General features: G+C 65.1%; 22 protein-coding genes. 14 read left to right on the top strand and 8 right to left on the bottom strand.

What is annotated here, in order from left to right; genetic code table 11:
• Nucleotides 1–48: 48 nt before the first annotated feature.
• The 7 genes from EVC45_RS30875 (at nt 49) to EVC45_RS30850 (ending at nt 6795) form a co-directional block, all read left to right on the top strand.
• Nucleotides 49–951, top strand: a complete 903-nt coding sequence (locus tag EVC45_RS30875; protein ID WP_129961957.1) for a LysR family transcriptional regulator — start codon at nt 49–51, stop codon at nt 949–951.
• A gap of 554 nt (nt 952–1505) precedes the next feature.
• Nucleotides 1506–2231 (top strand): c-type cytochrome, encoded by a 726-nt coding sequence (locus EVC45_RS30870; protein ID WP_129961956.1) that lies wholly within the window; start codon nt 1506–1508, stop codon nt 2229–2231.
• The gene (locus EVC45_RS30865; RefSeq protein WP_129961955.1) at nt 2228–3577 is read left to right on the top strand and encodes a cytochrome c; all 1350 of its coding nucleotides are present in this window, start codon (nt 2228–2230) and stop codon (nt 3575–3577) included. The genes EVC45_RS30870 and EVC45_RS30865 overlap by 4 nt, the downstream gene beginning before the upstream one ends.
• A gap of 51 nt (nt 3578–3628) precedes the next feature.
• Nucleotides 3629–3805 carry a hypothetical protein gene (locus tag EVC45_RS45810; protein ID WP_168991561.1) on the top strand — a complete coding sequence of 59 codons (177 nt, stop codon included), beginning with the start codon at nt 3629–3631 and terminating at the stop codon, nt 3803–3805.
• 2 nt (nt 3806–3807) lie between these two features.
• On the top strand, nt 3808–4380 hold the full coding sequence (locus tag EVC45_RS30860; protein ID WP_129961954.1) for a cytochrome C oxidase subunit II: 573 nt from the start codon (nt 3808–3810) through the stop codon (nt 4378–4380).
• The gene (locus EVC45_RS30855) at nt 4367–5992 is read left to right on the top strand and encodes a b(o/a)3-type cytochrome-c oxidase subunit 1 (RefSeq protein WP_129961953.1); all 1626 of its coding nucleotides are present in this window, start codon (nt 4367–4369) and stop codon (nt 5990–5992) included. Before EVC45_RS30860 ends, EVC45_RS30855 begins: the two co-directional genes overlap by 14 nt.
• Complete coding sequence (locus EVC45_RS30850) at nt 5989–6795, top strand: c-type cytochrome (RefSeq protein ID WP_129961952.1); 807 nt, start codon at nt 5989–5991, stop codon at nt 6793–6795. The genes EVC45_RS30855 and EVC45_RS30850 overlap by 4 nt, the downstream gene beginning before the upstream one ends.
• Nucleotides 6796–6967: 172 nt before the next feature.
• Here the strand turns inward: EVC45_RS30850 and EVC45_RS30845 are convergent, their stop codons facing one another.
• The gene (locus EVC45_RS30845; protein WP_306770806.1) at nt 6968–8689 is read right to left on the bottom strand and encodes a methyl-accepting chemotaxis protein; all 1722 of its coding nucleotides are present in this window, start codon (nt 8687–8689) and stop codon (nt 6968–6970) included.
• Nucleotides 8690–8950: 261 nt separating this feature from the next.
• Here EVC45_RS30845 and EVC45_RS30840 point away from each other — a divergent pair, with 261 nt between their 5' ends.
• Nucleotides 8951–9751, top strand: a complete 801-nt coding sequence (locus EVC45_RS30840; RefSeq protein WP_129961951.1) for a DUF4239 domain-containing protein — start codon at nt 8951–8953, stop codon at nt 9749–9751.
• A 142-nt stretch (nt 9752–9893) separates the two neighbouring features.
• On the opposite strand, the gene EVC45_RS30835 is transcribed toward EVC45_RS30840, so the two are convergent.
• Both EVC45_RS30835 and EVC45_RS30830 read right to left on the bottom strand, forming a co-directional pair.
• Complete coding sequence (locus tag EVC45_RS30835; RefSeq protein WP_129961950.1) at nt 9894–10436, bottom strand: single-stranded DNA-binding protein; 543 nt, start codon at nt 10434–10436, stop codon at nt 9894–9896.
• A 147-nt stretch (nt 10437–10583) separates the two neighbouring features.
• Entirely contained in the window at nt 10584–11771 is a 1188-nt protein-coding gene (locus tag EVC45_RS30830; protein ID WP_129961949.1) for an MFS transporter, read from the bottom strand.
• 307 nt (nt 11772–12078) lie between these two features.
• Between EVC45_RS30830 and uvrA the strand changes: the two genes are divergently transcribed.
• The 3 genes from uvrA (at nt 12079) to EVC45_RS30815 (ending at nt 17587) form a co-directional block, all read left to right on the top strand.
• Nucleotides 12079–14952, top strand: a complete 2874-nt coding sequence (gene uvrA, locus EVC45_RS30825; RefSeq protein WP_129961948.1) for an excinuclease ABC subunit UvrA — start codon at nt 12079–12081, stop codon at nt 14950–14952.
• A gap of 34 nt (nt 14953–14986) precedes the next feature.
• Nucleotides 14987–16072 (top strand): AI-2E family transporter, encoded by a 1086-nt coding sequence (locus tag EVC45_RS30820; RefSeq protein WP_129961947.1) that lies wholly within the window; start codon nt 14987–14989, stop codon nt 16070–16072.
• Nucleotides 16073–16360: 288 nt separating this feature from the next.
• Complete coding sequence (locus EVC45_RS30815) at nt 16361–17587, top strand: PepSY domain-containing protein (protein ID WP_129961946.1); 1227 nt, start codon at nt 16361–16363, stop codon at nt 17585–17587.
• Nucleotides 17588–17660: 73 nt separating this feature from the next.
• Here EVC45_RS30815 and purU read toward each other — a convergent pair whose 3' ends face one another.
• The 5 genes from purU to EVC45_RS30790 all read right to left on the bottom strand — a co-directional run bounded on the left by purU (nt 17661) and on the right by EVC45_RS30790 (nt 22976).
• Nucleotides 17661–18530, bottom strand: a complete 870-nt coding sequence (purU, locus tag EVC45_RS30810) for a formyltetrahydrofolate deformylase (protein ID WP_129961945.1) — start codon at nt 18528–18530, stop codon at nt 17661–17663.
• 75 nt (nt 18531–18605) lie between these two features.
• Nucleotides 18606–19484, bottom strand: a complete 879-nt coding sequence (locus EVC45_RS30805) for a DUF4743 domain-containing protein (RefSeq protein WP_129961944.1) — start codon at nt 19482–19484, stop codon at nt 18606–18608.
• A 72-nt stretch (nt 19485–19556) separates the two neighbouring features.
• Nucleotides 19557–20171: a LysE family translocator gene (locus EVC45_RS30800; protein WP_129961978.1), complete on the bottom strand. Its 615-nt coding sequence runs from the start codon at nt 20169–20171 to the stop codon at nt 19557–19559.
• Nucleotides 20172–20330: 159 nt separating this feature from the next.
• On the bottom strand, nt 20331–20897 hold the full coding sequence (locus EVC45_RS30795; RefSeq protein WP_129961943.1) for an adenine phosphoribosyltransferase: 567 nt from the start codon (nt 20895–20897) through the stop codon (nt 20331–20333).
• A gap of 81 nt (nt 20898–20978) precedes the next feature.
• The gene (locus EVC45_RS30790) at nt 20979–22976 is read right to left on the bottom strand and encodes a monovalent cation:proton antiporter family protein (RefSeq protein WP_129961977.1); all 1998 of its coding nucleotides are present in this window, start codon (nt 22974–22976) and stop codon (nt 20979–20981) included.
• A gap of 205 nt (nt 22977–23181) precedes the next feature.
• On the opposite strand from EVC45_RS30790, the gene kdsD reads away from it, so the two are divergent.
• Genes kdsD through lptC form a run of 3 tightly spaced genes read left to right on the top strand, consistent with a single transcriptional unit; the run spans nt 23182 to nt 25309 of the window.
• Nucleotides 23182–24165, top strand: coding sequence for an arabinose 5-phosphate isomerase KdsD (gene kdsD / locus EVC45_RS30785; RefSeq protein ID WP_129961942.1), 984 nt, complete (start codon nt 23182–23184; stop codon nt 24163–24165).
• Nucleotides 24165–24725 carry an HAD family hydrolase gene (locus tag EVC45_RS30780; RefSeq protein ID WP_129961941.1) on the top strand — a complete coding sequence of 187 codons (561 nt, stop codon included), beginning with the start codon at nt 24165–24167 and terminating at the stop codon, nt 24723–24725. The genes kdsD and EVC45_RS30780 overlap by 1 nt, the downstream gene beginning before the upstream one ends.
• Nucleotides 24722–25309: an LPS export ABC transporter periplasmic protein LptC gene (gene lptC, locus EVC45_RS30775; RefSeq protein ID WP_129961940.1), complete on the top strand. Its 588-nt coding sequence runs from the start codon at nt 24722–24724 to the stop codon at nt 25307–25309. The genes EVC45_RS30780 and lptC overlap by 4 nt, the downstream gene beginning before the upstream one ends.
• Nucleotides 25310–25339 lie beyond the last annotated feature (30 nt).

The following is a 25339-nucleotide window of genomic DNA, read 5'->3' as shown; positions in this document are numbered from 1 at the left end:
ATCGGAAAAGCCGGAAATTCAGATCGTCATCATCGGAAAAACCGAATCATGAGCCAGCGCGGTTTCGACCTTGCACAGTTGCGGACCTTCGTCGCCGTCGCCGAATCGGGCGGCGTGTCGGCGGGCGCCGAACGCGTGTTCCTGTCGCAGTCGTCGGTGAGCGAGCAGCTGAAGAAGCTCGAGGAGCGCGCCGGCCAGCCGCTTTTCGTGCGCGGCCGGCAGGGTGTGAGCCCGACGCCCGCGGGCGAGCGTCTGCTCGAGCACGCGCGCCGCATCATCGCGATGAGCGAAGCGGCTTTCGACGACCTGCAAGGCCGCTCGCTCGACGGCGAGCTGCGCATCGCGATCACCGATTACTACCGTCCGCACGACATCGCGCGCATCCTCAAGACGTTCTCGGAGCAGCATCCGCGGCTGAAGCTGCACGTGACGGTGCTGCCGAGCGCGGTGATCGACAGCGGCGCGGACGATCACGCGTCGTTCGACATCGGTTTGTCGGCGCGACTCGTCACGGGCCAGCCGCGCGCACGCAGCGCGGGTGCCAGTGCGGGTGGTGCCGGTGCCGCGAGCATCGTCGTGCGGCGCGAAAAGCTGCTCTGGGCCAGTTGCGCCGATGCCGCCACCCGCCCCGCCGCGCCGTATCAGCTGGTGCTGCTGCCGTCGACGTGTCAGTTGCAGCGCTTCGTCGTCAAGCTGCTCGACGAACACAAGGTACCGTACGTGGTATCGCATTCGGCGTCCGGCGTCGCGGGCCTGCAGCTCGCCTTGAAGGCGGGGCTCGGCATTTCCTGTCTGAACGAATCGTCGCTCGGCGGCGGCGTGGTGGCGTGCGCCGCGAACATCGGCTTGCCGCCCCTGCCCGCCATCGAGTTTCATCTGCTGCCGCGGCGGCCGGGCGAAAGCGAACTGGTCAGCAATGCACGTGATGCGCTCGTGCGGCTCTTCGCGTGACGCGCGCCGTCGATTGCGCAAAACGTGAAGCCCCGCGAATGAGACGCAAATACAGGCGCAAATGAAATTCGCAGCAGAATTTATCGGTCGACATCAGATAATCACATTCACGTGATGCATTGAGATCGATAAGTTGCGGGCCACAAAAACCCGAGCGCACGGGCCCGCATCCATGCAAACCCGCGATTATCGGAACGCCCGTTTTCCTTTGTATTCTCTATTGACGCATCCGATAAATTGTTGCACGCTGCTACTCGCTACCGCGCGTTTTCAGCGCCTCATGCGTCGCTCCTTGCAGCCCGAAAGTCGCCGTCCCCAGGCGCATCCAGCGCGAATCATTGTCGCAGATCAAAGTTTTGGCCGGACAATTGCATCATCATTGCGCTTCTGTAGTTCGCGGTCCCGAACAAGCCCGTTTCGAATTGCGGTTAATAGCAAGTCAATTATAAGCAGGTAGTCCCGAGATGCGTCATTTCCGGATTCATATGGCAATCCGTACACGCGCACCGGGTATATAAATCGAGCGATAAGAAAGTTCTCCAACGAGGCCCGGTGTGTATCGCAAAACTATCGGCTCTGCGGTTCTGTTCGTGCTGTGCGCGCTTCACGCGCTGTGGAGCGGCGCGGCGTTCGCGGCCAGCGACGCGTCCGGCGCGATGCCCCCGTCGATGGACCAGCGCGTACGCGCCTGCACGTCGTGTCACGGCGAGCAGGGCCAGGGCCGCAAAAACGACTACTTCCCGCGCATCGCCGGCAAACCGGCCGAGTACCTGTTCAATCAGCTGATCGCATTTCGCGACGGCGGCCGCACTTACCCGCCGATGGGCTATCTGCTCGCATTCCTGCCCGACGACTACCTGCGTCAGATCAGCGAGTATTTCGCGGCCTTGCAGCCGCCCTACCCCGAATCCGACCACGCCGCCGTGTCGCCGAAGCTGCTCGCCGCCGGTGAAAAGCTTGTGACGCACGGCGACCCGGCGCGCGGCATACCGGCGTGCATCGCCTGTCACGGCGCGCGCATGACCGGCACGCAGCCGGGCATTCCGGGCCTGCTCGGCTTGCACGCGAGCTACATCGCCGGACAGATGGGTACCTGGCGCTCGGGTACCCGCCACGCACTCGCGCCGGACTGCATGCACACGATCGCGCTCAAGCTGAACGACAACGACATCGCCGCGGTATCGAACTGGCTCGCGCGCCAGCCGCGTCCCGCCGATCCCCGGCCAGTACCGGCATCCGCCGAGCGGCTGCCCCTCGCTTGCGGGAGCCAACCGCAATGAAGCCGACACTTCGCCCGTCCGGCTGGCTGCGCCCGGCAAGCATGGCTAGCGTTCTTGCGATCGGCGGCCTCGCGCTCGCGCTGCTGGTCCACGCACCGCTCGCGACCACCGCGCATGCCGCGACCGCCGCGCCCCAAGGCGCGCAGACGACCGCCCCGGCAACCACGGCCGCAGGCGCCCCCGACACCCGCCCGGAGATCGTCAGACGCGGCGAATATCTGGCGCGCGCGGGCGACTGCATTGCGTGCCACACCGCGCCGCGCGGCCGGCTGTTCGCCGGCGGCCTCGCGATGGAAACGCCGTTCGGCACGCTGTACTCGCCGAACATCACGCCGGACCCGCAGTACGGCATCGGCACGTGGAGCGAGGAAGCGTTCTTCAAGATGATGCGCACCGGCCGCAAGCCGGATGGCGCGCTGATCTATCCGGCGATGCCGATTGCCCAGTACACCAAGGTCACGCGCGAGGATTCGAACGCGATCTTCGCGTTCCTGAAGACCGTCGAGCCGGTACGTCAGCCGAACCGCCCTCACACGCTGCGCTTTCCGTTCAATCAGCGCGATCTGCTGTACGGCTGGCGCACGCTGTATTTCCGCGAGGGTGAGTTCCAGCCCGATCCGACCAAATCGGTCGAATGGAATCGCGGCGCATATCTGGTCGAAGGTCTCGGGCACTGCACGATGTGCCACACGCGCATCAACATGCTGGGCGGTTCGTCGCCGCGCGAGCAGTTCGCGGGCGGGCTGATTCCGGTGCAGAACTGGTACGCGCCGTCGCTGACTTCGGACAAGGACGGCGGCCTCGGCGACTGGAGCATCGAGGACATCGTCGATCTGTTGCGCACGGGGGTCTCCAAGCGCGGCGCCGTTTATGGTCCGATGGCCGAGGTCACCTATCACAGCCTGCAGTATCTGAGCGACGAAGACGTCCGTGCGATGGCCGTCTATCTGAAGTCGCTGCCCGACCAGGGCGGCCGCAAGACCGGACCGAGCGTGACGCCGGACCCGTCGGTGTTCGCACTCGGCAAGCGGATCTACGCGGAGAAATGCGCGATCTGCCACGGCGACAACGGCGAGGGACAGTTGCCGCATTACCCGCCGCTCGCGCGCAATCAATCGATCGAAATGGACTCGAACGTCAATCCGATCCGCATCGTGCTCAACGGCGGCTTCCCGCCCGGCACCAAACAGAATCCGCAGCCGTTCGGCATGCCGCCGTTCGGCCAGGAGTTGAACGACACCGAGGCGGCCGCCGTCGTCACGTTCATCCGCACGGCGTGGGGCAATCACGGCCTGCCGGTCACGGCCCACGAGGTCAACGAGTTGCGCAAGGCGCCGCTGCACTGAGGCGCCGCACCGAAGCGCCATACCGAAGCGCCGCATAGGAGAACCATCGACATGAAAGCGAACGACCCGCACAGCGCCGCCCCGCCGACCGACGAAGAAGTCGAACGCGTCGTCGCGGCCGGTCCGCGCGGCGCGATCGCGCTGGCCGGCATCGCCACGGTGATCGTGATGGCGATCTGGTTCGCCTTCTACTTTTTCGCATTTCTGCCGCGCGGCATCATCCACTGACCATGTCGACCGACTCTTCTCATCAACCCGGTAGCGGCCACGAGGTCGCATTGCGCGCCGAGCGGCGCTGGGCCGTCTTCGCGGTCGCGCTGATCGCGATAATGCTCGCCGCGATCGTGTACCAGGGCGTGCATTGGGCCTGGATGCCGCCTTCGCGCGTCGAGACGATCGATCCCTCGCGCCTGCAGCTGTCCGGCGAATTCGCCGAGGACAATCTCGGCACCGCGGTGCAGCCGGACGGCTCGGTGATCGTGCGCTTCATCGCGCAGCAGTACTCGTTCACGCCGCAATGTCTGCTGGTGCCCGCCGATACGCCGATCACGATCCGCACCACGAGTGCCGACGTCGTGCACGGCTTGCTCGTCACCGATACCAACATCAACACGATGGTCGTCCCCGGCTACGTCGCGACGCTGAACACGCAGTTCGACCACCCCGCCGATCACACGATGCCGTGCCACGAATTCTGCGGCTTCGGCCATCAGACCATGTGGGCGCACGTGAAGGTGATCGACAAAGCCGCCTTCTTCGAGCAGGCACGACAATCACGGAGACTGAGCTGTGTTCCACGCTAAGCGACTCGTACTCGCGCATTTCTGGCTCGCCTTCATCGCTTTCGCAGTCGCGCTATGCCTCGGCGCGTGGCAGATGCTGGTGCGCAGCCCCCTGATGCCGTGGATCGGCGATCCTGAGCTGTACTATCGGTCGGTGACCGCACACGGCACCGTGATGGCCTACGTGTTGCCGACGCTGGTCGCGATGGGCTTCGGCTACGCGATCGTCGAACTCGCGCTCGCGCAGCGCCTAGTCGGACTCAAATGGGCGTGGGCCGCTTTGATCATGCTGCTGGTCGGCGCGGTGATGGCGATGGTGCCGGTCGCGCTCGGCAGAGCCTCGGTGCTGTTCACGTTCTATCCGCCGATGATCGGCAGTCCGTTCTACTACCTCGGCGTCGTGCTCGTGGTGGTCGGCTCGTGGATCTGGGTCGCGCTGATGCACGTGAACCTGCGCATCTGGAAGCGCGCGAATCCCGGCAAGCCCGTGCCGCTCGCGATGTTCGCCAACGTCGCGGGCGCCTACCTGTGGGCGTGGACCGCGGTCGGCGCGGCGCTCGAGATCCTGTTCCAGATCCTGCCGGTCGCGCTCGCCCTCGCCCACACGATCGACGCCGGTCTAGCGCGCGTGCTGTTCTCGTGGACGCTGCACGCGATCGTCTACTTCTGGCTGATTCCGGCTTACATCGCGTACTACACGCTGGTGCCGCGCGCGATCGGCGGACGGCTCTACAGCGATTCGATGGCGCGCGTGTCGTTCATCCTGTTCCTCGTGTTCGCGATGCCGATCGGCATCCATCACCTGTTCGTCGATCCGCAGGTCGGCGCGGGCTTCAAGTTCGTGCACGCGGTGTTCACCGGCATGGTGTCGGTGCCGACGCTGCTAACCGTGTTCACGATCTGCGCGTCGGTGGAAATCGCCGGCCGGCTGCGCGGCGGCAAGGGCGCGCTCGGCTGGCTCACCGCGCTGCCGTGGAGCAATCCGATGATGCTGGTGCTCGCGTTCTCGTTCGTGATGCTCGGCTTCGGCGGCGCGGGCGGGCTCATCAACATGAGCTACCAGATGAACGCGACCGTGCACAACACGCAGTGGGTGACCGGCCACTTCCACCTGATTTTCGGCGGCGCGATCGTCATCATGTACTTCGCGATCGCGTACGAACTGTGGCCGCAGCTGACCGGCCGCGCGATCATTTCGGCGAAGCTGGTGCGCACTCAGTTGTGGCTGTGGTTCATCGGCATGATGGTGGTCACGATCCCGTGGCATTGGGTCGGCCTGCTCGGCGCGCCGCGCCGCATGGCCTACTACGACTACGCGATGGCCGGCGTGCAGGGGCAGGGATTCTGGGTCGGCGTGTCGGCGATCGGCGGGCTGATCCTGCTGGTGTCCGGCCTGCTGTTCGTCTATATCCTCGCGAAGTCGCAATTCGGACCCGTCGAAGAGCAGCAGACGTTCCAGTTCGCGAGCGCCGCGCAACCGGTCGAGCGCGTGCCCGTCGCGCTCAACAGCTTCGGCCTGTGGGTCGCGCTGATGATCGGGCTCACGGTCGTCAACTACAGCGTGCCGATCGTCCAGTTGCTCAGACTGCCGCAGACTTCGGTGCCGGCGGTCGTCATCGGAGCGCCGCGATGAACGAAGAACGGCTGTTCACCCTGCGCAATCCGTGGTTCGTGTGGAGCGTCGGCAGCACGATTGCGATCGCGATCGTCGCGATCCTGATCGGCTTCGTGTGGCTGCCGGCGCGGAGCACCGCATTCGGCGATCTCAGCCTGTGGGCGAGGATTTGCGGCGCCGCTGGCGTGCCGTCGAGCTGGTACGGCGGCAACGACACCAGCAAGGTGCCAAGCAACGTCGTCGTGTTGCCGCCTTCGGGCACGACTCACCCGATGGCGGATTCGATCGGCCGCGGCGCGACGCTCGCGACGCAGCACTGCTCGATGTGCCATAACGTCGTCGCGCCCGCGCCGGTCACCGCGCCCTCGCTCGCCGGGCAGTACGCCGACGTGATCTACAAGGAATTGCGCGACTTCCAGAGCGGCCAGCGGCAAAACGCGGTCATGCAGGAGATCATCGCGGGACGCAGCGACCAGGACCTGCACGATCTGGCGGTGTACTACGCGTCGCTGCCGCCCGCCCCTGCGGTCGAGAAAGCCCGGGCCGGCGAAGGACCGGATGCAACCGCAACCAGGCTCGTGATGCAGGGCGACCCGCAACGCAATATCGCACCGTGCGCCGCGTGTCATGGCCAACTCGATCGCAAGGGCGCGGCGCCGTGGCTCGGCGGACTGTCGGCGGCCTATGTGGCCGCGCAGTTGCACGCATTTGCTTCGGGCGAACGGCACAACGACATCAACGAGCAGATGCGCAATGTCGCGCGGCAGATGACGCCCGAGGAAATCGATGCCGTGGCGAGGTATTACGCGGCGATGCAGTAGTAGGACGGTGAGGGGTGGCGCGGCGGACGCGGCGCGCGTCACGCCGCGACCAATTCGTTAGCCATTGGTCGTATCACGTCGCGGCCAAGTCGTCAGCAACGGTTCACCGCACGCCGCGATCAACTCGTCAGCAACGGCTCACTTCACGCTGCGACGAATCCGTTCGCACGGCTCACCTCAAGCTGCTACCAACTCGTTCGCAACGGCTCACCACACGCCGCGACAAACTCGTCAGCAACGGCTCACCACACGCCGCGACCAACCCGTTATCCACTCTCCGCGCGCCAGCATCACCGGCCCGCTTCGCACCGGCCGCCGAAGCATCGCCGCGCGACTCGCTGCCAGTGCGGAACACCGCTACCGCCGTCGACAGGCGCCGCGCCTGATCTTCCAGCGAACTCGCCGCCGCGGCCGCCTGCTCGACGAGCGCCGCGTTCTGCTGCGTGACTTCGTCCATCTGACCGACAGCGAGATTGACCTGATCGATACCGTTGCTCTGTTCGTGCGCCGCCGCCGCGATCTCGTTCATGATCGAACTGACCCGCGCGATCGCGCTGACGATGTCGTTCATCGTCGTGCCCGAGCGTTCGACGAGCTGCGAGCCCTGCTCCACCCGGGCGGTCGACGCGTCGATCAAGCCCTTGATCTCCTTGGCCGCCGCCGCGCTGCGCTGCGCGAGCGAGCGCACTTCGCTCGCGACGACCGCGAAGCCGCGTCCCTGCTCGCCGGCGCGCGCCGCCTCGACCGCGGCGTTGAGCGCGAGAATGTTGGTCTGGAACGCGATCCCCTCGATCACGCCGACGATATCGGCAATCCGCCGCGAATCGTCGACGATGCCGTGCATCGTGCCGACCACCTGCTCGGTCAGCTCGCCGCCCTGCGCGGCCAGCGTCGAGGCGCCCTGCGCGAGCGAGCTCGCCTGCTTCGCGTTGTCGGCCGTCTGCTTGACCGTCGAGGTCAGCTCTTCGATGCTCGCGGCCGTTTCCTCGAGCGCCGCGGCCTGCTCCTCGGTGCGCTGCGACAGATCGGCGTTGCCGGCCGCGATCTCGCTGACGCCGGTATCGATCGATTCGGTGCCTTGACGCACCGCGTTGACGGTCGCGATCAGCGACTCCTGCATCTTGCGCAGCGCGGCCGCGAGGCGGCCCATTTCGTTGCCGCCCCGCACCTCGATGCGGCCGCTCAGGTCGCCGTTGGCGATGCGCTGGAATTGCGCGATCGTCGCATCGACCGGCGTGACGATCGCGCGCACGAGCACGAAGCGGGCGAGCAAGCCGCCGACCAGCGACAGCGCAATGCCGATCGCCACTGCCATGCTGATCGCGTAGAACAGGTCCTGTGCATCCTGATAGCGCTGCGCGCCGTGATCGAGCTGCAACTGCTCGAGCGCGAGCATGGCCTTCTCGTACGCGCTGTACAACGACGGCAGCTTATGCGCCTGCAATTGCTGGAACGCGTTGGCGTCGCTCGACTTGAGCGCGGCGAGCGTCGGCTCGACGCCGTCGTGCAGGAACGCGTCGCGCTTCTTCTGCATGTCGGCGATCAGGCGCTGCTCGCCGGCATCCGTACCCGCATGGCTCAAATAGTGGGCGAGTCGCTCGTCGGAGGCTTTGCGGTACTGATCGAAGCGCTGCAGCACGGCGTTCGCGCCGTCCTGATCGTTCAGCGCGACGAGCGACGCGTAGGTCGCGAGCGCCAGACGCAGACGCAGCAACTGGCCGGAGCTGCCTTCGAGGTCGGCGACGGCGGGTGTGTCGACCGTGTACATTTGTTGCAGCGACGCGTTGGACGAGCGCAGCGACAACAATCCCGCGGCCGCGCCGAGCAGCAGCGCGATGCCGAAGAACACGATGATCAAGGTGAGGCTGGTGCGAATCGACAGCTTTTTCAACATCGGACTGGTCTCCTTGGGCTGCCCGGCCGATGGTTCCGTATCGTTCACGATATCTTCACGGCCACGCAGGCTGCGCCCACGCCGTTCGGCCCGGTCCGCAACATGACTGAAAATTAAGCAAACAGCACATTCGGGACAACGGCGTATCGGCCGAAAACTTTATGGTTGATCGCTGGCCCGGCTTGCGTTACATCAATGGAGTCTCGAAGCCCCGTTTGCTGCAGCTCTTCTGTCGAAGCCCTTCCTGCCCGGAGCGCGCCCATGTCGGAAATCGGTTCGGCCGTACTCGTGTTCGCGCTGCTGCTGATCGCCACCGGCCTCGGCGTCGGGGTGCGGCCGCTCTTGCCGGAGGAACACAAGGCGCACGAGACCGTACAGCTCGTGCAGCTCGTGATCGGCATGCTGGTGACATTCGCCGCGCTGGTGCTGGGTTTGTTGACGGCGTCGGCGAAGACGAGCTTCGATACCGTGTCGAACGATGTGCGCACCTATGCGGCCGAGCTGATCGAGTTCGACACGACGCTGCGCGAGCTCGGCAGCGCGGCCGACGGATCGCGGCGTCTGTTGCGCCAGTACACGGCGGCGGCGATCGCGTCGACGTGGCCACAGGAACCCGCGCCGAGCGGCGACTATCCGCGCACCCCTGAGCCGCCGCCCAATTCGCAGCAACTCGAAGACGTGCGTCTGGGCGACATGCTGACCACGGTGGGACGGCAATTGCGACAACTGCACACGCAGGATGCGTTGCAGCAACGCGCGCTCGATGACGCGTTGATGCAATACCGGCGCGTCGTCGACGCGCGCTGGAAAATCATCGAGGAAGCGCACGGCTCGATTTCGCAGCCGTTCTTCAAAACGCTGTCGTTCTGGCTAGGCGTAATTTTCATGAGCTTCGGGTTGATCGCGCCGCGTAATGCGTTGGCGCTGGTGACCATCATGCTGGGGGCGGTATCGATTGCTTCGGCGGTTTATGTGATCGTCGATCTGGATACGCCGTTCACCGGGCCGATCGTGGTTTCCAGTCTGCCGTTGCGGGATACGTTGGAGCATTTGAGGCGGTGAGTTTCGAGGCAATGCTCGCGTCCGCGCGTGTGACGTAAAAAATGCCTGGAAACAGAAAGGCCCGCTTTCCTGACAGAAAGCGGGCCTTTCTTGTTGTGTCGATCAGCGCGACGCTGGTGGAGTCGGCATCGCGCCGGAACGGTCAAAACGGAATATCGTCGTCCATCTCGTCGAAGCCGCCGCCAGCCGGCGCGCTCGGACGGCTCGCGCCGCCACCGCCACCGCCACCGCCGCTACCGCCACGCGAGCCGCCGCCCGACGACATCGCGCGACCGCCACCGCCGCCGCTACGCTCCGACGGCTCGCCACGACTATAACCGCCGTCATCGCCGCCACCCATCGATGCGCCGCCACGGCCGCCGAGCATCTGCATCTGCTCCGCGACGATCTCGGTCGAGTAACGATCGGTGCCATCCTGCGCCTGCCACTTGCGCGTGCGAATGCGCCCTTCGATGTACACCGACGAGCCCTTCTTCAGATATTCCGACACGATTTCCGCGAGGCGGCCGAAGAACGAGACGCGGTGCCACTCGGTGGCTTCCTTCATCTCGCCCGACGCCTTGTCCTTGTAGCGGTCCGTCGTCGCGAGGCGGATGTTCGCCACTGCGTCGCCGCTCGGAAGATAGCGGACTTCCGGATCGGCGCCGAGGTTGCCGACCAGAATGACCTTGTTCACGGATGCCATGTGTTTCTCCTGTTGATTCCTGTTGCGGGCGGCGCGGCACTACGCGGTTCGCGTCTCACGACCGGCAGGCCGGAGACCAGAAGAGCGTCTCTGCCCGCCGCCGGGTGAGTTCTGGATGATTCGGGGCCGCGCCCCGAGTACGCTGTGTTATGCCTTGCGCGGCGGCTGTTTCATCTTGGCGGCGATTATAAGCCAGCAAAATACCAGCCCGGAGCAGGCGAAGAAAACCGCGCTCGGGCCGTCCACCTTCAGCAGCCAGCCGCCGACCACCCCGCCCAGTGCAAGACCGATGGACTGCGTGGTGTTGTACACGCCGGCCGCGGCCCCTTTGCGGGTGCCCGGCGCCAGCTTCGACACCAGCGAAGGCTGCGAGGCTTCGAGAATATTGAAGCCGAGAAAGTACACGAACAGGATCGCCGCCACAGTCAGAATCGTATGCGGAGCAACGCCCAATAACAACTGACCGATCAGGATAAGAGCGATCGCCGACAGCAGCACGATCTTCATCTTGCCGCGCTTCTCGGCGGCGATGATCGCCGGCACCATCATCACGAACGACAGCCCCATCACCGGCAGATACACCTTCCAGTGCGAAGCGACCGGCAGGCCGCCCGCTTCGAGAATGCGCGGCACGACGAGGAACAGCGCGGTCTGCGTCGCATGCAGCACGAGCACGCCGAAATTCAGGCGCAGCAGCTCGACGTTGTGCAGCACTTCGGCGAACGGCGCGCGCACGTGCACCGGCTTCGGCGCATCGGGCACGACCCACACCACGACGCCGATCGCGAGGATCGCGAACACGCCGACCAGCGTGAAAAGCCCGCTCATGCCGAGCCAGTGGAACACGATCGGCGCGCCGACGATCGCGACCGCGAACGACACGCCGATGCTGGCGCCGACCATCGCCATCGCCTTGGTGCGATGTTCCTCCGAGGTCAGATCGGCGATGAACGCGATCACCGCCGACGACACCGCCCCCATCCCCTGAATCACCCGGCCGACGATGATCCACGTCATGTCGTGCGCGCCCGCCGCGACGAAGCTGCCGATCGCGAAGATCAGCAGGCCCGTTGCGATCACCGGCTTGCGGCCGACCTTGTCGGAGATCCAGCCGTAGAAGATGTAGAGCATCGACTGCGTGACGCCGTACGCGCCGAGCGCGATACCGACGAGCAGCACGTTTTCGCCGCCGGGAATGGTCTTCGCGTAGATCGAGAACACCGGCATGATCATGAAGAGACCCAGCATGCGCAGCGCGAAGATGGCGGCAAGCGACACGGTCGCGCGCAATTCAGGCGCGCTCATGCGTGTGGAGATGGCGGACGGATTGGACATCGAAGCGTTGTTTGAATGAACCGGGCGGCGAGCCGTGGGGACAGCCTTGGCCGCCGGCATGGTGGAGCACGACGAACAGGCGGGCGGCTTGCGCCGGCATATCGGCAGGTCCGCGCCGGCGAGACGCGCAAAGCCCGTGCCCTACCGCCCCCGCTGACGCTCGCCCCTCGCGGCATCTTGTACTCACGGAAAACGGCCCCAGTTACGCCTCTTTCCCGCTGTCAGCACGCCGTAACGGCGGTCTGGAAAAGTCGTTATAGTAGCAGGTTTGGCCTCTTTCCCTTTCCGCAGTTCATGGAATAGATCCGTGGAACAAATCCGTATTCGTGGGGCTCGCACCCACAACCTGAAGAACGTCAATCTCGACCTACCGCGTCACAAGCTCGTCGTTATCACGGGGCTTTCCGGCTCCGGCAAATCGTCGCTGGCGTTCGATACGCTGTATGCGGAAGGGCAGCGCCGCTACGTCGAAAGTCTGTCCGCGTATGCGCGGCAGTTCCTGCAGCTGATGGAAAAGCCCGACGTCGACCTGATCGAAGGTTTGTCGCCGGCTATCTCGATCGAACAGAAGGCGACCTCGCACAATCCGCGCTCGACGGTCGGCACCGTCACCGAAATCCACGATTATCTGCGTCTGCTGTTCGCGCGCGTCGGCACGCCCTACTGCCCCGATCACGAGATTCCGCTCGAAGCGCAAAGCGTGTCGCAGATGGTCGACGCGGCGCTCGCGCTGCCCGAAGAAACGCGCGTGATGATCCTCGCGCCCGTCGTCAGCGATCGCAAGGGCGAGCACACGGATCTGTTCGAGGACATGCAGGCGCAAGGCTTCGTGCGCTTTCGCGTGCGCTCGGGCGGCGGCACCGCCAACGAAGGCACCGCGAAAATCTACGAGGTCGAGTCGCTGCCGAAGCTGAAGAAAAACGACAAGCACACGATCGACGTCGTGATCGATCGTCTGCGCGTGCGCCCCGACATGAAGCAGCGCCTCGCCGAATCGTTCGAAACGGCGCTGCGTCTCGCCGACGGCCGCGCGATCGCGCTCGAAATGGATACGGACAAGGAGCACCTGTTCAGCTCGAAGTTCGCCTGCCCGATCTGCTCGTATTCGCTGCAGGAACTCGAGCCGCGCCTGTTCTCGTTCAACAACCCGATGGGCGCGTGCCCGGAATGCGACGGTCTTGGCCAGATCACGTTCTTCGATCCGAAGCGGGTGGTCGCGCATCCGTCGCTGTCGCTCGCGGCGGGGGCGGTGAAGGGCTGGGACCGGCGCAACCAGTTCTACTTCCAGATGCTGCAGAGCCTCGCGGCGTTCTACGACTTCGACATCGACACCGCGGTCGAAGACCTGCCGGAGAAAGTCCGCAAGATCCTGCTGTACGGTTCGGGCAAGCAGGAAATTCCGTTCTCGTACATCAACGAGCGCGGCCGTACGTCGGTGCGCGAGCACGTGTTCGAAGGGATCATCCCGAATCTGGAGCGGCGCTACCGCGAAACCGATTCGTCCGCGGTGCGCGAAGAGCTCGCCAAGTACCAGAACAACCAGCCGTGCCCGGCGTGCGCGGGCACGCGGCTGCGTCGCGAGGCGCGCTTCGTGCGCATCGGCGCCGACAGCGACGCGCGCGGCATCTTCGAGATCAGCGGCTGGCCGTTGCGCGACGCGCTCGGCTACTTCCAGACACTGCGCCTCGAAGGCTCGAAGCGCGAGATCGCCGACAAGGTCGTCAAGGAAATCGTCGCGCGTCTGATGTTCCTCAACAACGTCGGGCTCGATTACCTGTCGCTCGAACGCAGCGCGGAAACGCTTTCGGGCGGCGAGGCGCAGCGCATTCGGCTCGCTTCCCAGATCGGCTCGGGGCTGACCGGCGTGATGTACGTGCTCGACGAACCGTCGATCGGGCTGCATCAGCGCGACAACGACCGGCTGATCTCGACGCTCAAGCATCTGCGCGATCTCGGCAACTCGGTGATCGTCGTCGAGCACGACGAGGACATGATCCGCATGGCCGACTACGTGGTCGACATGGGTCCGGGCGCCGGCGAGCACGGCGGCATGGTGATCGCCGAGGGCACGCCGAAAGAGGTGCAGAAGAACGCGGCGTCGCTGACGGGCCAATACATGTCCGGCGCGCGCACGATCGAATACCCCGACGAGCGCAGGGAACCCGACGAGCGCCACCTGCGCATCGTCGAGGCGCACGGCAACAATCTGCACCACGTGACGCTCGATCTGCCGGTGGGTCTGCTGACCTGCGTGACCGGCGTGTCCGGCTCGGGCAAGTCGACGCTGATCAACGACACGCTGTATCAGGCGGTCGCGCATCACCTGTACGGCTCCTCCACGGAGCCGGCGCCGTACGAGTCGATCGAGGGTCTCGAGCACTTCGACAAGGTGATCAACGTCGACCAGTCGCCGATCGGCCGCACGCCGCGCTCGAACCCGGCTACTTATACGGGCCTTTTCACGCCGATCCGCGAGCTGTTCGCGGGCGTGCCCGCCGCCAAGGAGCGCGGCTACGATCCGGGCCGCTTCTCGTTCAACGTGAAGGGCGGACGCTGCGAATCATGCCAGGGCGACGGCGTGCTGAAGGTCGAAATGCACTTCCTGCCCGACGTGTACGTGCCGTGCGACGTGTGCCACGGCAAGCGCTACAACCGCGAAACGCTCGATATCCAGTACAAGGGCAGCAACATCAGCGAAGTGCTCGACATGACGGTCGAGCACGCGTACGAGTTCTTCAAGGCCGTGCCGGTCGTCGCGCGCAAGCTGAAAACCCTGCTGGACGTGGGTCTGGGCTATATTCGCCTGGGTCAGTCGGCCACCACGCTGTCGGGCGGCGAGGCGCAGCGCGTGAAACTGTCGCTGGAACTGAGCAAGCGTGATACCGGTCGCACGCTATACATCCTTGACGAACCGACCACCGGACTGCACTTTCACGATATTGCGCAGTTGCTGGAAGTCATACATCGGTTACGAGACCAGGGTAATACCGTCGTGATCATCGAACATAATCTCGATGTAATCAAAACTGCGGACTGGGTCATCGATCTCGGCCCCGAAGGCGGCGCCGGCGGCGGACAGATCATCGCCCAGGGCACGCCCGAGCAGATCGCGAAGTCGAAGGCCAGTTTTACCGGCAAATATCTGGCGCCGCTGCTCAAACGGGCCGCCAGCACAAAGTAACGCTGCACTATCGAGGTTGGAGACGGGAAAAGCCATGACCAAGCGTAATCAGGCGCGCGAAGAAGATCGGGTGCAGGACCTGCGCCCGCGCCCGGTCAGGCTGACCAGCGACATGAGTCTGCCGAAGCTGTCGGCGGTCGAAATCGGCAGCTACGTGGTGATGCTGTTCGGCATGTGGGCGGTCATCGAACTGAAGCTGCTCGGCTGCCTGCTAGCCGGGCTGCTGGTGTTCCAGCTCGTGCATATGATCGCGCCGCGCATCGAGCGGCACATGTCCAGCAAGCGGGCGCGCTGGCTCGCGGTGGTAATCCTGTCGACGGTGATCGTCGGCGCGCTGACGGGGCTCACGCTCGGCATCATCTCGCATTTCGAGAACGACGTGCCGAGCGTGCAGGCGCTGCTCGATCAGGCCATGCAGCTGATCGACCAGGCGCGCGGCAGAATTCCGCAATTCGTCGCGAACTATCTGCCGGTCGACACCGAGCAGATGAAGACGAAGGCCGCGGAACTGATGCACACGCACGCGAACATGCTGCAGCAAAGCGGCACGACCGTGGCGCGCGCGTTCACCCACGTGCTGCTCGGCATGATCATCGGCGCGATCATCGCGGTCGGTGCGCAGACGCATATCCAGCGGCTGCCGCTGTCCACCGCGTTCGTCACGCGGGTCACGCGTTTTGCCGACGCGTTTCGCCGCATCGTGTTCGCGCAGGTGAAGATTTCCGCGCTCAACGCGACGTTCACGGCGATCTTCCTGCTCGTGATCCTGCCGACGTTCCACGACCGGCTCCCGCTGTCGAAGACGCTGGTGCTCGTCACGTTCATCGTCGGTCTGCTGCCGGTGATCGGCAATCTGATCTCGAACACGATCATCGTCGCGGTCGCGCTGTCGGTGAGCTTTCCGGCGGCGATCATGTCGCTCGTGTTCCTGATCCTGATTCACAAGCTCGAGTACTTCCTGAACGCGCGGATCGTCGGCGGACAAATCGAGGCGCGCGCGTGGGAGCTGTTGATCGCGATGCTGGTGATGGAAGCGGCGTTTGGTATCGCCGGGGTCATCGCGGCGCCGATTTTTTATGCGTATGTGAAGCGGGAGCTGATTTATTTGCGGTTGGTGTAGCTGGGCCGGGTCGGCTAGCAAAAGTCAGCACTCACTAGCGCTCACTGGCACTTAAGCCCTGCGGCCCACAAGGGCCAGGAAAGCAAAAGCGGCACTTCGGTGCCGTTTTTTTTGAGCTTTCCGCGACACCGCATCGTTCCCTCTTGCTGACAGAAGACTTGCAGCCGACGGCTCCACCCCCTAAGATGCGAACAATTCCTATTTACACAAAATCCGCATCGTGACGCTTCACCTGATTTCCCGCCTGCGCTTCCGCTCGAGTTCCTGTTACGCGATGCCAGCTCGCGCATGAGACGCCAGCTTGTCCGCCTGCACCGCTGGTTCGGTGTCGCGACCGCACTGTTTCTGTTCGTCGCGGGCCTTACCGGAGCGGTCATCGCGTGGGATCATGAACTCGACGCCGCACTGAACCCGTCCTTTTATCAGGCTCGCACGGCCGGCCCGACGCTGTCCGGCCTCGAACTGGCGAATCGCGTCGAAGCCGCCGATCCGCGTCTTCGGGTGACCTATCTGCCGCTGGCGGTCGAACCGGGCCGCACGCTGCAAATGATGGTGCTGCCGCGCACCGATCCGGCGACGAAGCAGCCCTACCCGCTCGACTTCAACCAGATCGCCGTCGATCCCGTCACCGGCGCGATCCAGGGACGTCGCGAATGGGGCGCCGTGTCGCTCACGCGGCTCAACCTGATTCCGTTCATCTACAAGCTGCACTACACGCTGCAGCTGCCGTTTGCCGGCGGTGTCGACCTCGGCACGTGGCTGATGGGGATCGTCGGCATCGTGTGGCTCTTTGATAGCGTGATTGCGCTGGGTCTGTCGTTTCCGAGCCTGAAGGCCTGGCGCAAGTCGTTCGCGTTCCGCCTGAAACGCGGCGGCTATGCGCTGACGTTCGACCTGCACCGCTCCGGCGGCGTATGGATCTGGGGCCTGCTGGCGATCGTCGCGCTGACGTCGATATCGATGAATCTGTCGTCGCAGGTGGTGCGGCCGATCGTGTCACGACTGTCGACGCTGACGCCCGATCCGTTCAGCAACCCCGAAATCCTGCGCGCGCCGCAACCGGGCGACCCGGTGCTGAGCCGCGAGCGCATCGTCGAACTCGCCGGGCAGGCCGGCAAGGAGTTGCATGTCGCCGCGCCGCCGGGCGGGCTCTACTACGCCGAATTCATGCACGCGTACGGCGTCGGCTTCTACACGCCGGGCAACGACCACGGCGACACCGGTCTCGGCAACCCGTGGATGTATTGGGACGCCGCCACCGGCAAACGGCTCTCCGCACAGATCCCCGGTAGGGGCACGGCCGGCGACATCTTTCTGCAGGTGCAATTCCCGCTGCACTCGGGCCGCATCCTCGGTCTTGGCGGGCGGATTCTGATCAGTCTGGTGGGCGTCGCGGTGACCGTGCTGAGTGTCACGGGCCTGCTGATCTGGCTGAAGAAGCTGAACGCGCGCCGCCGTTCCGCGCAAAACGCGAATCTCGCGAGAAGCACGGGCGGCGCGGCAGCGCGCTCGTAATGCAAGCGGGGAAAGGATTGCGCCGGCCTCGACCGGCGCAGTTTTTACTGGCGCCGTTTCACCGGCGCAATGTTTAGCGGAACACCACCGTCTTGCTGCCGTTCAGCACGACGCGATGCTCGACGTGCCACTTCACCGCGCGCGCGAGCGTTACGCACTCGACGTCGCGGCCGATCGCCGTCAGTTGCTCCGGCGTCATGCTGTGGTCCACGCGCTCGACTTCCTGCTCGATGATCGGACCTTCGTCGAGATCGGTCGTCACGTAGTGAGCGGTCGCGCCGATCAGCTTCACGCCGCGGTCGAACGCCTGGTAGTACGGTTTCGCGCCCTTGAAGCTCGGCAGGAACGAGTGATGGATGTTGATCGCGCGGCCGGCGAGCGCCTCGCACAGGTTCGGCGACAGAATCTGCATGTAGCGCGCGAGCACCACGAGGTCCGCCTGATGCTCGTTGATCACTTCGAGCACGCGCGCTTCCTGCGCGGTTTTTGCTTCGGGCGTGCCGCCGAGCAGGGGGAAGTGATGGAACGGGATGTCGTAGCTCGCGGCGAGCTGGTAGAACTCCTTGTGGTTCGAGATGATCGCCGGGATCTCGATGTTCAACTGACCGGTGCGGTAGCGGAACAGCAGATCGTTCAGGCAGTGGCCGATCTTCGACACCATGATCACGACACGCGGCTTCACGTTCGCGTCGTGCAACTCCCAGCTCATGCCGAACTGCTCGGCGAGAGTCACGAACGACGCGCGCAGCGCGTCGAGCCCCGGATCGCCGCCCACCTGCTGAAAATGCACGCGCATGAAGAACTCGCCGGTGCGGCTGTCGCCGAACTGCGCGGAGTCGAGAATATTGCTGCCCCGCTCGAACAGAAAGCCCGACACGGCGTGAACGATGCCGGGCCGGTCGGCGCACGACAGTTTGAGGATAAAGCTGTGATCGGTCGACATGACCTCGGTGACTCCCTTCTTCAATGCGTGGTTTGTTTCAGTACGTACTGGCTGTGCCCGACTCGTGAGCAAAAACTAGCCCAGCGCCGGCGGCGCGAACAGCGCGTCGATGCCCTCGCACGCGTCCTCGTCGATCCAGCGGCGGCGCAGCAGACAATCGAGCGTCGCGAGGCTCGCATCGACCGTCAGCGCGCCCTCCTCGATCCAGCGCGCCACTTCGTCGATGCGCGCGAGCCGGTGTTCGCCCACTTCGCCGTCCTGGTTGCGCGGCGCGAAGTCGACGGGCAGCGCGAGGTCGTAGATGAAAATCTGCTCGGCCTGCGTGCCTTCCGGCAGCGATTGCAGCACATGCGCGGTGCGGCCCGCGACCGCCCGCTCTGCAATCTCCGACGGAATGCCTGCTTCTTCCCAGCACTCCTTGACGATCGTCTCGGCGATGCCGAAGCCCCAGCCGATCCCGCCCGCGACGACATTGTCGAGCATGCCGGGGTCGGTCGCCTTGGTGTCGCTGCGGCGCGCGATCCACAATTGCGGCGCGCCACGGGACGCTCCGCCAGAGGGCGCTCCGCCATCGACATATTCTACGACGCCGTTCAGATGCACCGCGTAGGTCATCGTGCCGAAGAAGCGCGACGCCGCGCGCTCGATATACGCGAGCGGCGGCGCGTCGAACGCATTGCGGATCGCGTAGGTCTCGTTGCGCCAGCCGGGGATGCAGCCATCGGCGGCGAGCGCGCCGATCACGGAAGCGAGCGCCGCGCTGCGCAGATCGACGGTATCGAACGTGGCGGAGAGCGTTACGCCGTCGTTCGAGATCTGGAACACTTCGGGCCAGCGCGCGAGCAGCGCCACGTCGCGCTCGCGAATCCAGCCGACCTGTTCCGCGCCGATCAGAAACGGCCGATGCGCGTTCGCGTCGAAGCGGCGCGCGGCGGTGATGCAAGGCAAAGTCATCGAAAACTCCAAACTGTCCGCCGGCGTGGCGGACCAGGGCAAAGCAGAAGCGGGGGTGTTGCCTGACGCGCGTCAGTCGCGCAACGCGACGCGAATCCCGATCGCGATGAAGGTCGCGCCGGCCACGCGATCGAGCCACAGGCCCATGCGCGGCCGCCGTCTGAGCCAGCCCCCGATGATGCCCGCGCACACCCCGAACAGCGAAAACACCACGACGGTCTGCAGCATGAACAGCGCGCCGAGTTCCAGCATCTGCACGGTCACGCTCTGCGCGCCGAGCGGCTGCACGAACTGCGGCAGAAACACGACGAAGAACAGCGTGACCTTCGGATTCATCAGATTGCCGAGCACGCTCTGACGAAACACCGTCGACAACGGCTGCGGCGCACGCTCGTGCGCGGTCGCGAGGCCCTGGCTGCGCAACGCCTTGATGCCGATCCACACCAGATACGCGGCGCCCGCAAGCTTGATCGCTTCGAACGCGAGCGGCGACGAACGCAGCAGCGCCGCCACGCCGAGGGCCGCCAGTGTCGTATGAAACGTGATGCCGGCGGCAAAGCCGAGCGCGGCGACCAGGCCGGCCGCGCGGCCCTGCGAGATGCCGCGCGCGAGCACCTGCAGGTTGTCGGGGCCGGGCGCCACGGTGATCGCGATCGAGGTGGCGAGAAACAGCAGGAAGTTGGGCATCGTGGTGGCCTTCTGGTTGGGCGGCTGGTGAGCCCTGTTGTTCAGCCACGTCGAGCCTTGTTGGTCTTGCGCGACCAACGGGGCTCGTGCGGCTCATGCGGCTTGTACGGCGGGAAACTCGATCGCGCGTCACGGTGCGCGCCGTGACGGCCGCCCGGCTCAATGACCGTCGAAACTCGTCACGGTATAGAGCGCAAGACCGCCCTCGCCCAGCAGCTTCGAGCCGCCCAGTTCCGGCAGATCGACGATCGCCGCGCCTTCCACGACGACCGCGCCGAGCCGCTCGAGCAGCATCTTGCCGGCCATCATCGTGCCGCCGGTCGCGATCAGGTCGTCGATGATCACGACGCGGTCGCCCGGCTCGCACGCATCCTCGTGGATCTCGACGGTCGCGGTGCCGTACTCCAGTTCATACGATTGCGAGATCCGCTTGTACGGCAGCTTGCCCGCCTTGCGAATCGGGATGAAGCCGATGCTCAACTCGTGCGCGACGATCGGCCCGAAGATGAAGCCGCGCGCATCGAGCCCGGCGATGTAGTCGAGCTTCGCGTCGATATAGCGCTGCACGAACAGGTCGATCAGTACGCGCAGCGACTTCGGCTCTTGCAACAGCGGCGTGATGTCGCGGAACTGCACGCCCGGCTGCGGCCAGTCGGGCACCGTGCGAATGTGACTTCTGATGTAGTCGGCCGCATCGAGCGGCGCGCTCGCGAGCGCGTTGGACATGATGTCTCCGGATGGACCTCGACGGGTCCGGTGAAAAGCTTGAATCAGGGTCGCCCGATCGAACGCGCCCGACACGCGGGTTCAGGCCGCGGCGGCGCGGCGATGCTTCGACAGCCGCTCCTCCGCTTGCGCCAGCTGCTCGGGCAGACCGCGCAGCACCACGATGTCGCTCGCGCGCAGTTTCGTGGACGGGTCCGGTTCGACGCCGCGGATGCCGTGCCGGCGGATCGCGGTCACTTCGACGCCCAGTTCGAAAAGGCCCAGCTCCGCGAGCGTGCGCCCCACCGCGTCGGCGCTCTCGTCGACCGGCACCGATTGTAGCCGCACCTGCTCGTGGCCGTCGTCGTCGTCGATGTCGTCGGCGCCGTGGAAATAGCCGCGCAGCAGCGAGTAGCGTTCGTCGCGCATTTCCTCGACGCGCCGCACCACCCGCCGCATCGGCACGCCCATCACGACGAGCGTGTGCGACGCAAGCATCAGGCTACCCTCGACGATCTCCGGAATCACCTCCGTCGCGCCGGCGGCGAGCAGTTTCTCCAGATCGGCGTCGTCGACGGTACGCACGATGACCGGCAGCGTCGGCTCCATTTCGTGAATGTTGTGCAGCACGCGCAATGCCGACGGTGTGTTTGCATAGGTGATCGCGATCGCGGCCGCGCGATGCAGGCCCGCCGCCAGCAGCGACTCGCGCCGCCCCGCGTCGCCGAACACGACCGATTCGCCGGCCGCCGCGGCCGCCGCGACGCGGTCGGGATCGAGGTCGAGCGCGACATACGAAAGACCTTCGTGCTCGAGCATGCGCGCGAGGTTCTGCCCGGCGCGGCCATAGCCGCAGATGATCACGTGCCCGCTCTGCTTCAGGCTTTGCGTTGCGATGCGCGTCATCTGCAACGACTGCATCATCCATTCGGTCGATGACAGCCGCAGCACGACGCGGTCCGCGTTCTGGATCATGAACGGCGCGGCGAGCATCGACAGCAGCATCGCGGCGAGAATCGCCTGCAGCAGCGTCGCGTCGACCAGATGCCGGTCGAGGATCAGGTTCAGCAGCACGAAGCCGAATTCGCCCGCCTGCGCGAGACCGATGCCGGTGCGCATCGCGACACCCGGCGTCGCGCCGAAAAGCCGCGCGAGGCCGGTGATCATGACTATCTTCAGCAGCACCGGGCCGACGAAAAACGCCAGCACGATCAGCGGATGCTCCCAGATCACGCGCGGATTGAGCAGCATGCCGGTGGTCACGAAGAAGAGCCCGAGCAGCACGTCGCGAAACGGCTTGATGTCCTCTTCCACCTGATGCCGGTACGGCGTCTCGGCGATCAGCATGCCGGCGATGAACGCGCCGAGCGCGAGCGACAGGCCGAATTTGTCGGTGATGAACGCGGCGCCGAGCGTCACCAGCAGCAGATTGAGGATGAACAGTTCCTGCGAGCGGCGTCGCGCGACCACGTTGAACCAGCGCGTCATGAAGCGCTGCCCGACGATCAGCAGCAGTGCCAGGGCCACGACGATCTTGATCGCCGCGACGCCGAGCGCGCCGACCAGATTCTCCGAGCGGCCGCCGAGCGCCGCGATGATGATCAGCAGCGGTACCACCGCGAGGTCCTGAAACAGCAGCACGCCGAAGATATTGCGGCCATGTTCGGTTTCGATCTCGAGCCGCTCCGCGAGCATCTTGCTGACGATCGCCGTCGACGACATCGCCAGCGCGCCGCCCAACGCGACGCTCGCCTGCCACGTGATATGCACCCAACGCTCGAGCACGAAGCCCAGCGACACCGCCACCGCGACCGTGCCGATCACCTGCAGCAAGCCGAGTCCAAACACCAGTCGGCGCATCGTGCGCAGCTTGGCGAGCGAAAACTCGAGCCCGATCGAGAACATCAGGAACACGACGCCGAATTCCGCGAGATTCTGCGCGCCCGCCGAATCGGGAACCAGCCCGAACGCATGCGGACCGACGATGATGCCGACCGTCAGGTAGCCGAGCATCGGCGGCAGATTCAGGAAGCGAAAGATCACCACGCCCGCCACCGATGCCAGCAGCAGAAACAGCGTCATTTCGAGCGGGGAAATCATCGGCAAAAACGCATGGGTGAAGCGTCCTCGTTCGTCAGCGGAACCGCGCACGAGAACGCCGTGCGACATGATGGATTGGGCCGGAAAAAAGCTGCCAAAGGGCGGCCAGGCAGCTGAAAAAGGGATTGCCGACAGGCCGCTGCAGACAGCGGCCCGGCACGGCTGGCCCGGCGCGGCGAACAGGCGCCTTTGCTATACTCCGCGAATGATAGCGAAAATCAATGGCGACAGGGCACTCAAGCTTGCTCGCGACGTACTCGACATCGAAGCGGACGCCGTGCGCGCGCTTCGCGACCAGCTAGACGACAGTTTCGTCGGCGCGGTCGATTTCATCCTGGGTTGCAGTGGCCGCGTGGTCGTCTCCGGCATCGGTAAATCCGGCCACGTGGCCCGCAAGCTCGCGGCCACGCTGGCGAGCACCGGCACGCCGGCGTTCTTCGTGCATCCGGCGGAAGCGAGCCATGGCGACCTCGGCATGGTCACCGCCGACGACGTATTCCTCGCGCTCTCCAATTCAGGCGAAACCGAGGAATTGATGGCGATCCTGCCGCTCATCAAGCGGATCGGCGCGAAGCTGATCGCGATGACGGGCCGCCCCGGCTCCAGCCTCGCTCAGCTCGCGGACGTGCATCTGAATTCCGGCGTCGCGAAGGAAGCCTGTCCGATGAATCTCGCGCCCACCGCCAGCACCACCGCCGCGCTCGCGCTCGGCGACGCGCTCGCGGTCGCCGTCCTCGACGCGCGCGGCTTCGGCCGCGACGACTTCGCGCGCTCGCATCCGGGCGGCGCGCTCGGCCGACGCCTGCTCACCTATGTGCGCGACGTGATGCGCACCGGCGACCAGTTGCCGCAGGTCACCCCAGAGGCGACCGTCAGCGATGCCCTCTTCCAGCTGACCGCGAAGCGCATGGGCATGACCTCGGTCGTCGACCACGAGGGCCGTGTGATGGGCATCTTCACCGATGGCGACCTGCGCCGCGTGCTAGAACGCGATGGCGATTTCCGCCAGTTGCCGATCGGCTCGGTGATGACCGAGGGCCCGCGCACGATCGGCCCCGACCATCTCGCGGTCGAAGCCGTGGAACTGATGGAGCGTTATCGCATCAATCAGATGCTGGTCGTCGACGAAACGGGCAAGCTGATCGGCGCGCTCAACATGCACGACCTGTTCTCGAAGAAGGTGATCTGATGGCCGTTGCTCCCCCTACCGCTACCGAACGCGCAAGCCGCGTGAAGCTGATGATTTTCGACGTCGACGGCGTGCTGACCGACGGCGGCTTGCTGTTCACGGCGGAAGGCGACACGATGAAAGGCTTCAATTCGATGGACGGCCACGGCATGAAGCTGCTGCGCCAGGCCGGCATCGAAACGGCGATCATCACCGGGCGTCAGTCGGGTATCGTGGCGGCGCGGGTGAAAGAGTTGAACATCACGCACGTCTATCAGGGTGTGCAGGACAAGCCGCAGGCGTTCGCCGACCTGCTGCAGCAAACCGGGCTCAGCGCCGAGGACTGCGGCTACATGGGCGACGACTGGGTCGATCTGGCGGTGATGCTGCGCGTCGGCTTCGCGGCCGCGCCGGCCAATTCGCATCCCGAAGTGATCGCGCGTGCGCATTGGGTCAGCGAAGCGCGCGGCGGCCACGGCGCGGCCCGCGAAGTGGTCGACACGCTGCTGCGCGCGCAGCACAAATATGAAGCGCTGCTTGCCGCGGCGTGCAGCGGCGAGCAACGGGGCCTCGTCGGATGAACCAGTTTCGCCTGACTTCGCTGATCCCGCTCATCGCGATGGCGGCGCTCGCCGGCATCACGTGGTGGCTGCTGCAAGCCACGCTGCCGCGCAAGACCGACGACGAAGTGCGCCCGAAGGAACACACGCCGGACTACTTCGCGGACAACTTCTCGGTGTCCGAGCTCGACCAGTCGGGCGCAACGCAGTACCGGCTGACCGCGCAGTCGCTGATCCATTACGAGGACGACGAAATGAGCGACCTCGTCAAGCCGGCCATGCGCGCGTTCCAGCCCGGCAAGCCGATCGTCACCGCGACCGGCGATACCGGCACGGTCAACGCGGATGCGTCGATCGTCAATCTGTACCAGAACGCGCGCATCCTGCGCGCGCCCGGCGGCGGCGATCCGCAGATGCAGGCCGATTCCGAGCATTTCAGGGTCCTCGTCAACGACGATGTGATCGAGACTGAAAAGCCAGTTAAACTTCAGCGCGGCATGTCGGTGATGACTGCCAGCGGCATGAAATACAACAATGTCACCCGGTTTATGCAGCTGTTCGGTAATGTAAGAGGCGCCATCGCCGCGTCCGATTCCGGCCACTAAGCCAACGCATACCGGGTAATCCATTCCAGG

The organism is Paraburkholderia sp. UYCP14C, assembly GCF_004197395.1.
In the GTDB taxonomy this organism is placed as follows: domain Bacteria; phylum Pseudomonadota; class Gammaproteobacteria; order Burkholderiales; family Burkholderiaceae; genus Paraburkholderia.
Note: the sequence above shows the minus strand (reverse complement) of the source record. Positions and strands in the feature narration are given on the sequence as shown.

Excerpts from the sequence above, each read along its gene's own strand:
- EVC45_RS30875 (WP_129961957.1), top strand. The coding sequence starts at position 49 with ATGAGCCAGCGCGGTTTCGACCTTGCACAGTTGCGGACCTTCGTCGCC.
- EVC45_RS30865 (WP_129961955.1), top strand. The coding sequence starts at position 2,228 with ATGAAGCCGACACTTCGCCCGTCCGGCTGGCTGCGCCCGGCAAGCATG.
- EVC45_RS45810 (WP_168991561.1), top strand. The coding sequence starts at position 3,629 with ATGAAAGCGAACGACCCGCACAGCGCCGCCCCGCCGACCGACGAAGAA.
- EVC45_RS30860 (WP_129961954.1), top strand. The coding sequence starts at position 3,808 with ATGTCGACCGACTCTTCTCATCAACCCGGTAGCGGCCACGAGGTCGCA.
- EVC45_RS30850 (WP_129961952.1), top strand. The coding sequence starts at position 5,989 with ATGAACGAAGAACGGCTGTTCACCCTGCGCAATCCGTGGTTCGTGTGG.
- EVC45_RS30845 (WP_306770806.1), bottom strand. The coding sequence starts at position 8,689 with ATGTTGAAAAAGCTGTCGATTCGCACCAGCCTCACCTTGATCATCGTG.
- EVC45_RS30840 (WP_129961951.1), top strand. The coding sequence starts at position 8,951 with ATGTCGGAAATCGGTTCGGCCGTACTCGTGTTCGCGCTGCTGCTGATC.
- EVC45_RS30835 (WP_129961950.1), bottom strand. The coding sequence starts at position 10,436 with ATGGCATCCGTGAACAAGGTCATTCTGGTCGGCAACCTCGGCGCCGAT.
- EVC45_RS30830 (WP_129961949.1), bottom strand. The coding sequence starts at position 11,771 with ATGTCCAATCCGTCCGCCATCTCCACACGCATGAGCGCGCCTGAATTG.
- EVC45_RS30820 (WP_129961947.1), top strand. The coding sequence starts at position 14,987 with ATGACCAAGCGTAATCAGGCGCGCGAAGAAGATCGGGTGCAGGACCTG.
- EVC45_RS30815 (WP_129961946.1), top strand. The coding sequence starts at position 16,361 with ATGAGACGCCAGCTTGTCCGCCTGCACCGCTGGTTCGGTGTCGCGACC.
- purU (WP_129961945.1), bottom strand. The coding sequence starts at position 18,530 with ATGTCGACCGATCACAGCTTTATCCTCAAACTGTCGTGCGCCGACCGG.
- EVC45_RS30805 (WP_129961944.1), bottom strand. The coding sequence starts at position 19,484 with ATGACTTTGCCTTGCATCACCGCCGCGCGCCGCTTCGACGCGAACGCG.
- EVC45_RS30800 (WP_129961978.1), bottom strand. The coding sequence starts at position 20,171 with ATGCCCAACTTCCTGCTGTTTCTCGCCACCTCGATCGCGATCACCGTG.
- EVC45_RS30795 (WP_129961943.1), bottom strand. The coding sequence starts at position 20,897 with ATGTCCAACGCGCTCGCGAGCGCGCCGCTCGATGCGGCCGACTACATC.
- EVC45_RS30790 (WP_129961977.1), bottom strand. The coding sequence starts at position 22,976 with ATGATTTCCCCGCTCGAAATGACGCTGTTTCTGCTGCTGGCATCGGTG.
- kdsD (WP_129961942.1), top strand. The coding sequence starts at position 23,182 with ATGATAGCGAAAATCAATGGCGACAGGGCACTCAAGCTTGCTCGCGAC.
- EVC45_RS30780 (WP_129961941.1), top strand. The coding sequence starts at position 24,165 with ATGGCCGTTGCTCCCCCTACCGCTACCGAACGCGCAAGCCGCGTGAAG.
- lptC (WP_129961940.1), top strand. The coding sequence starts at position 24,722 with ATGAACCAGTTTCGCCTGACTTCGCTGATCCCGCTCATCGCGATGGCG.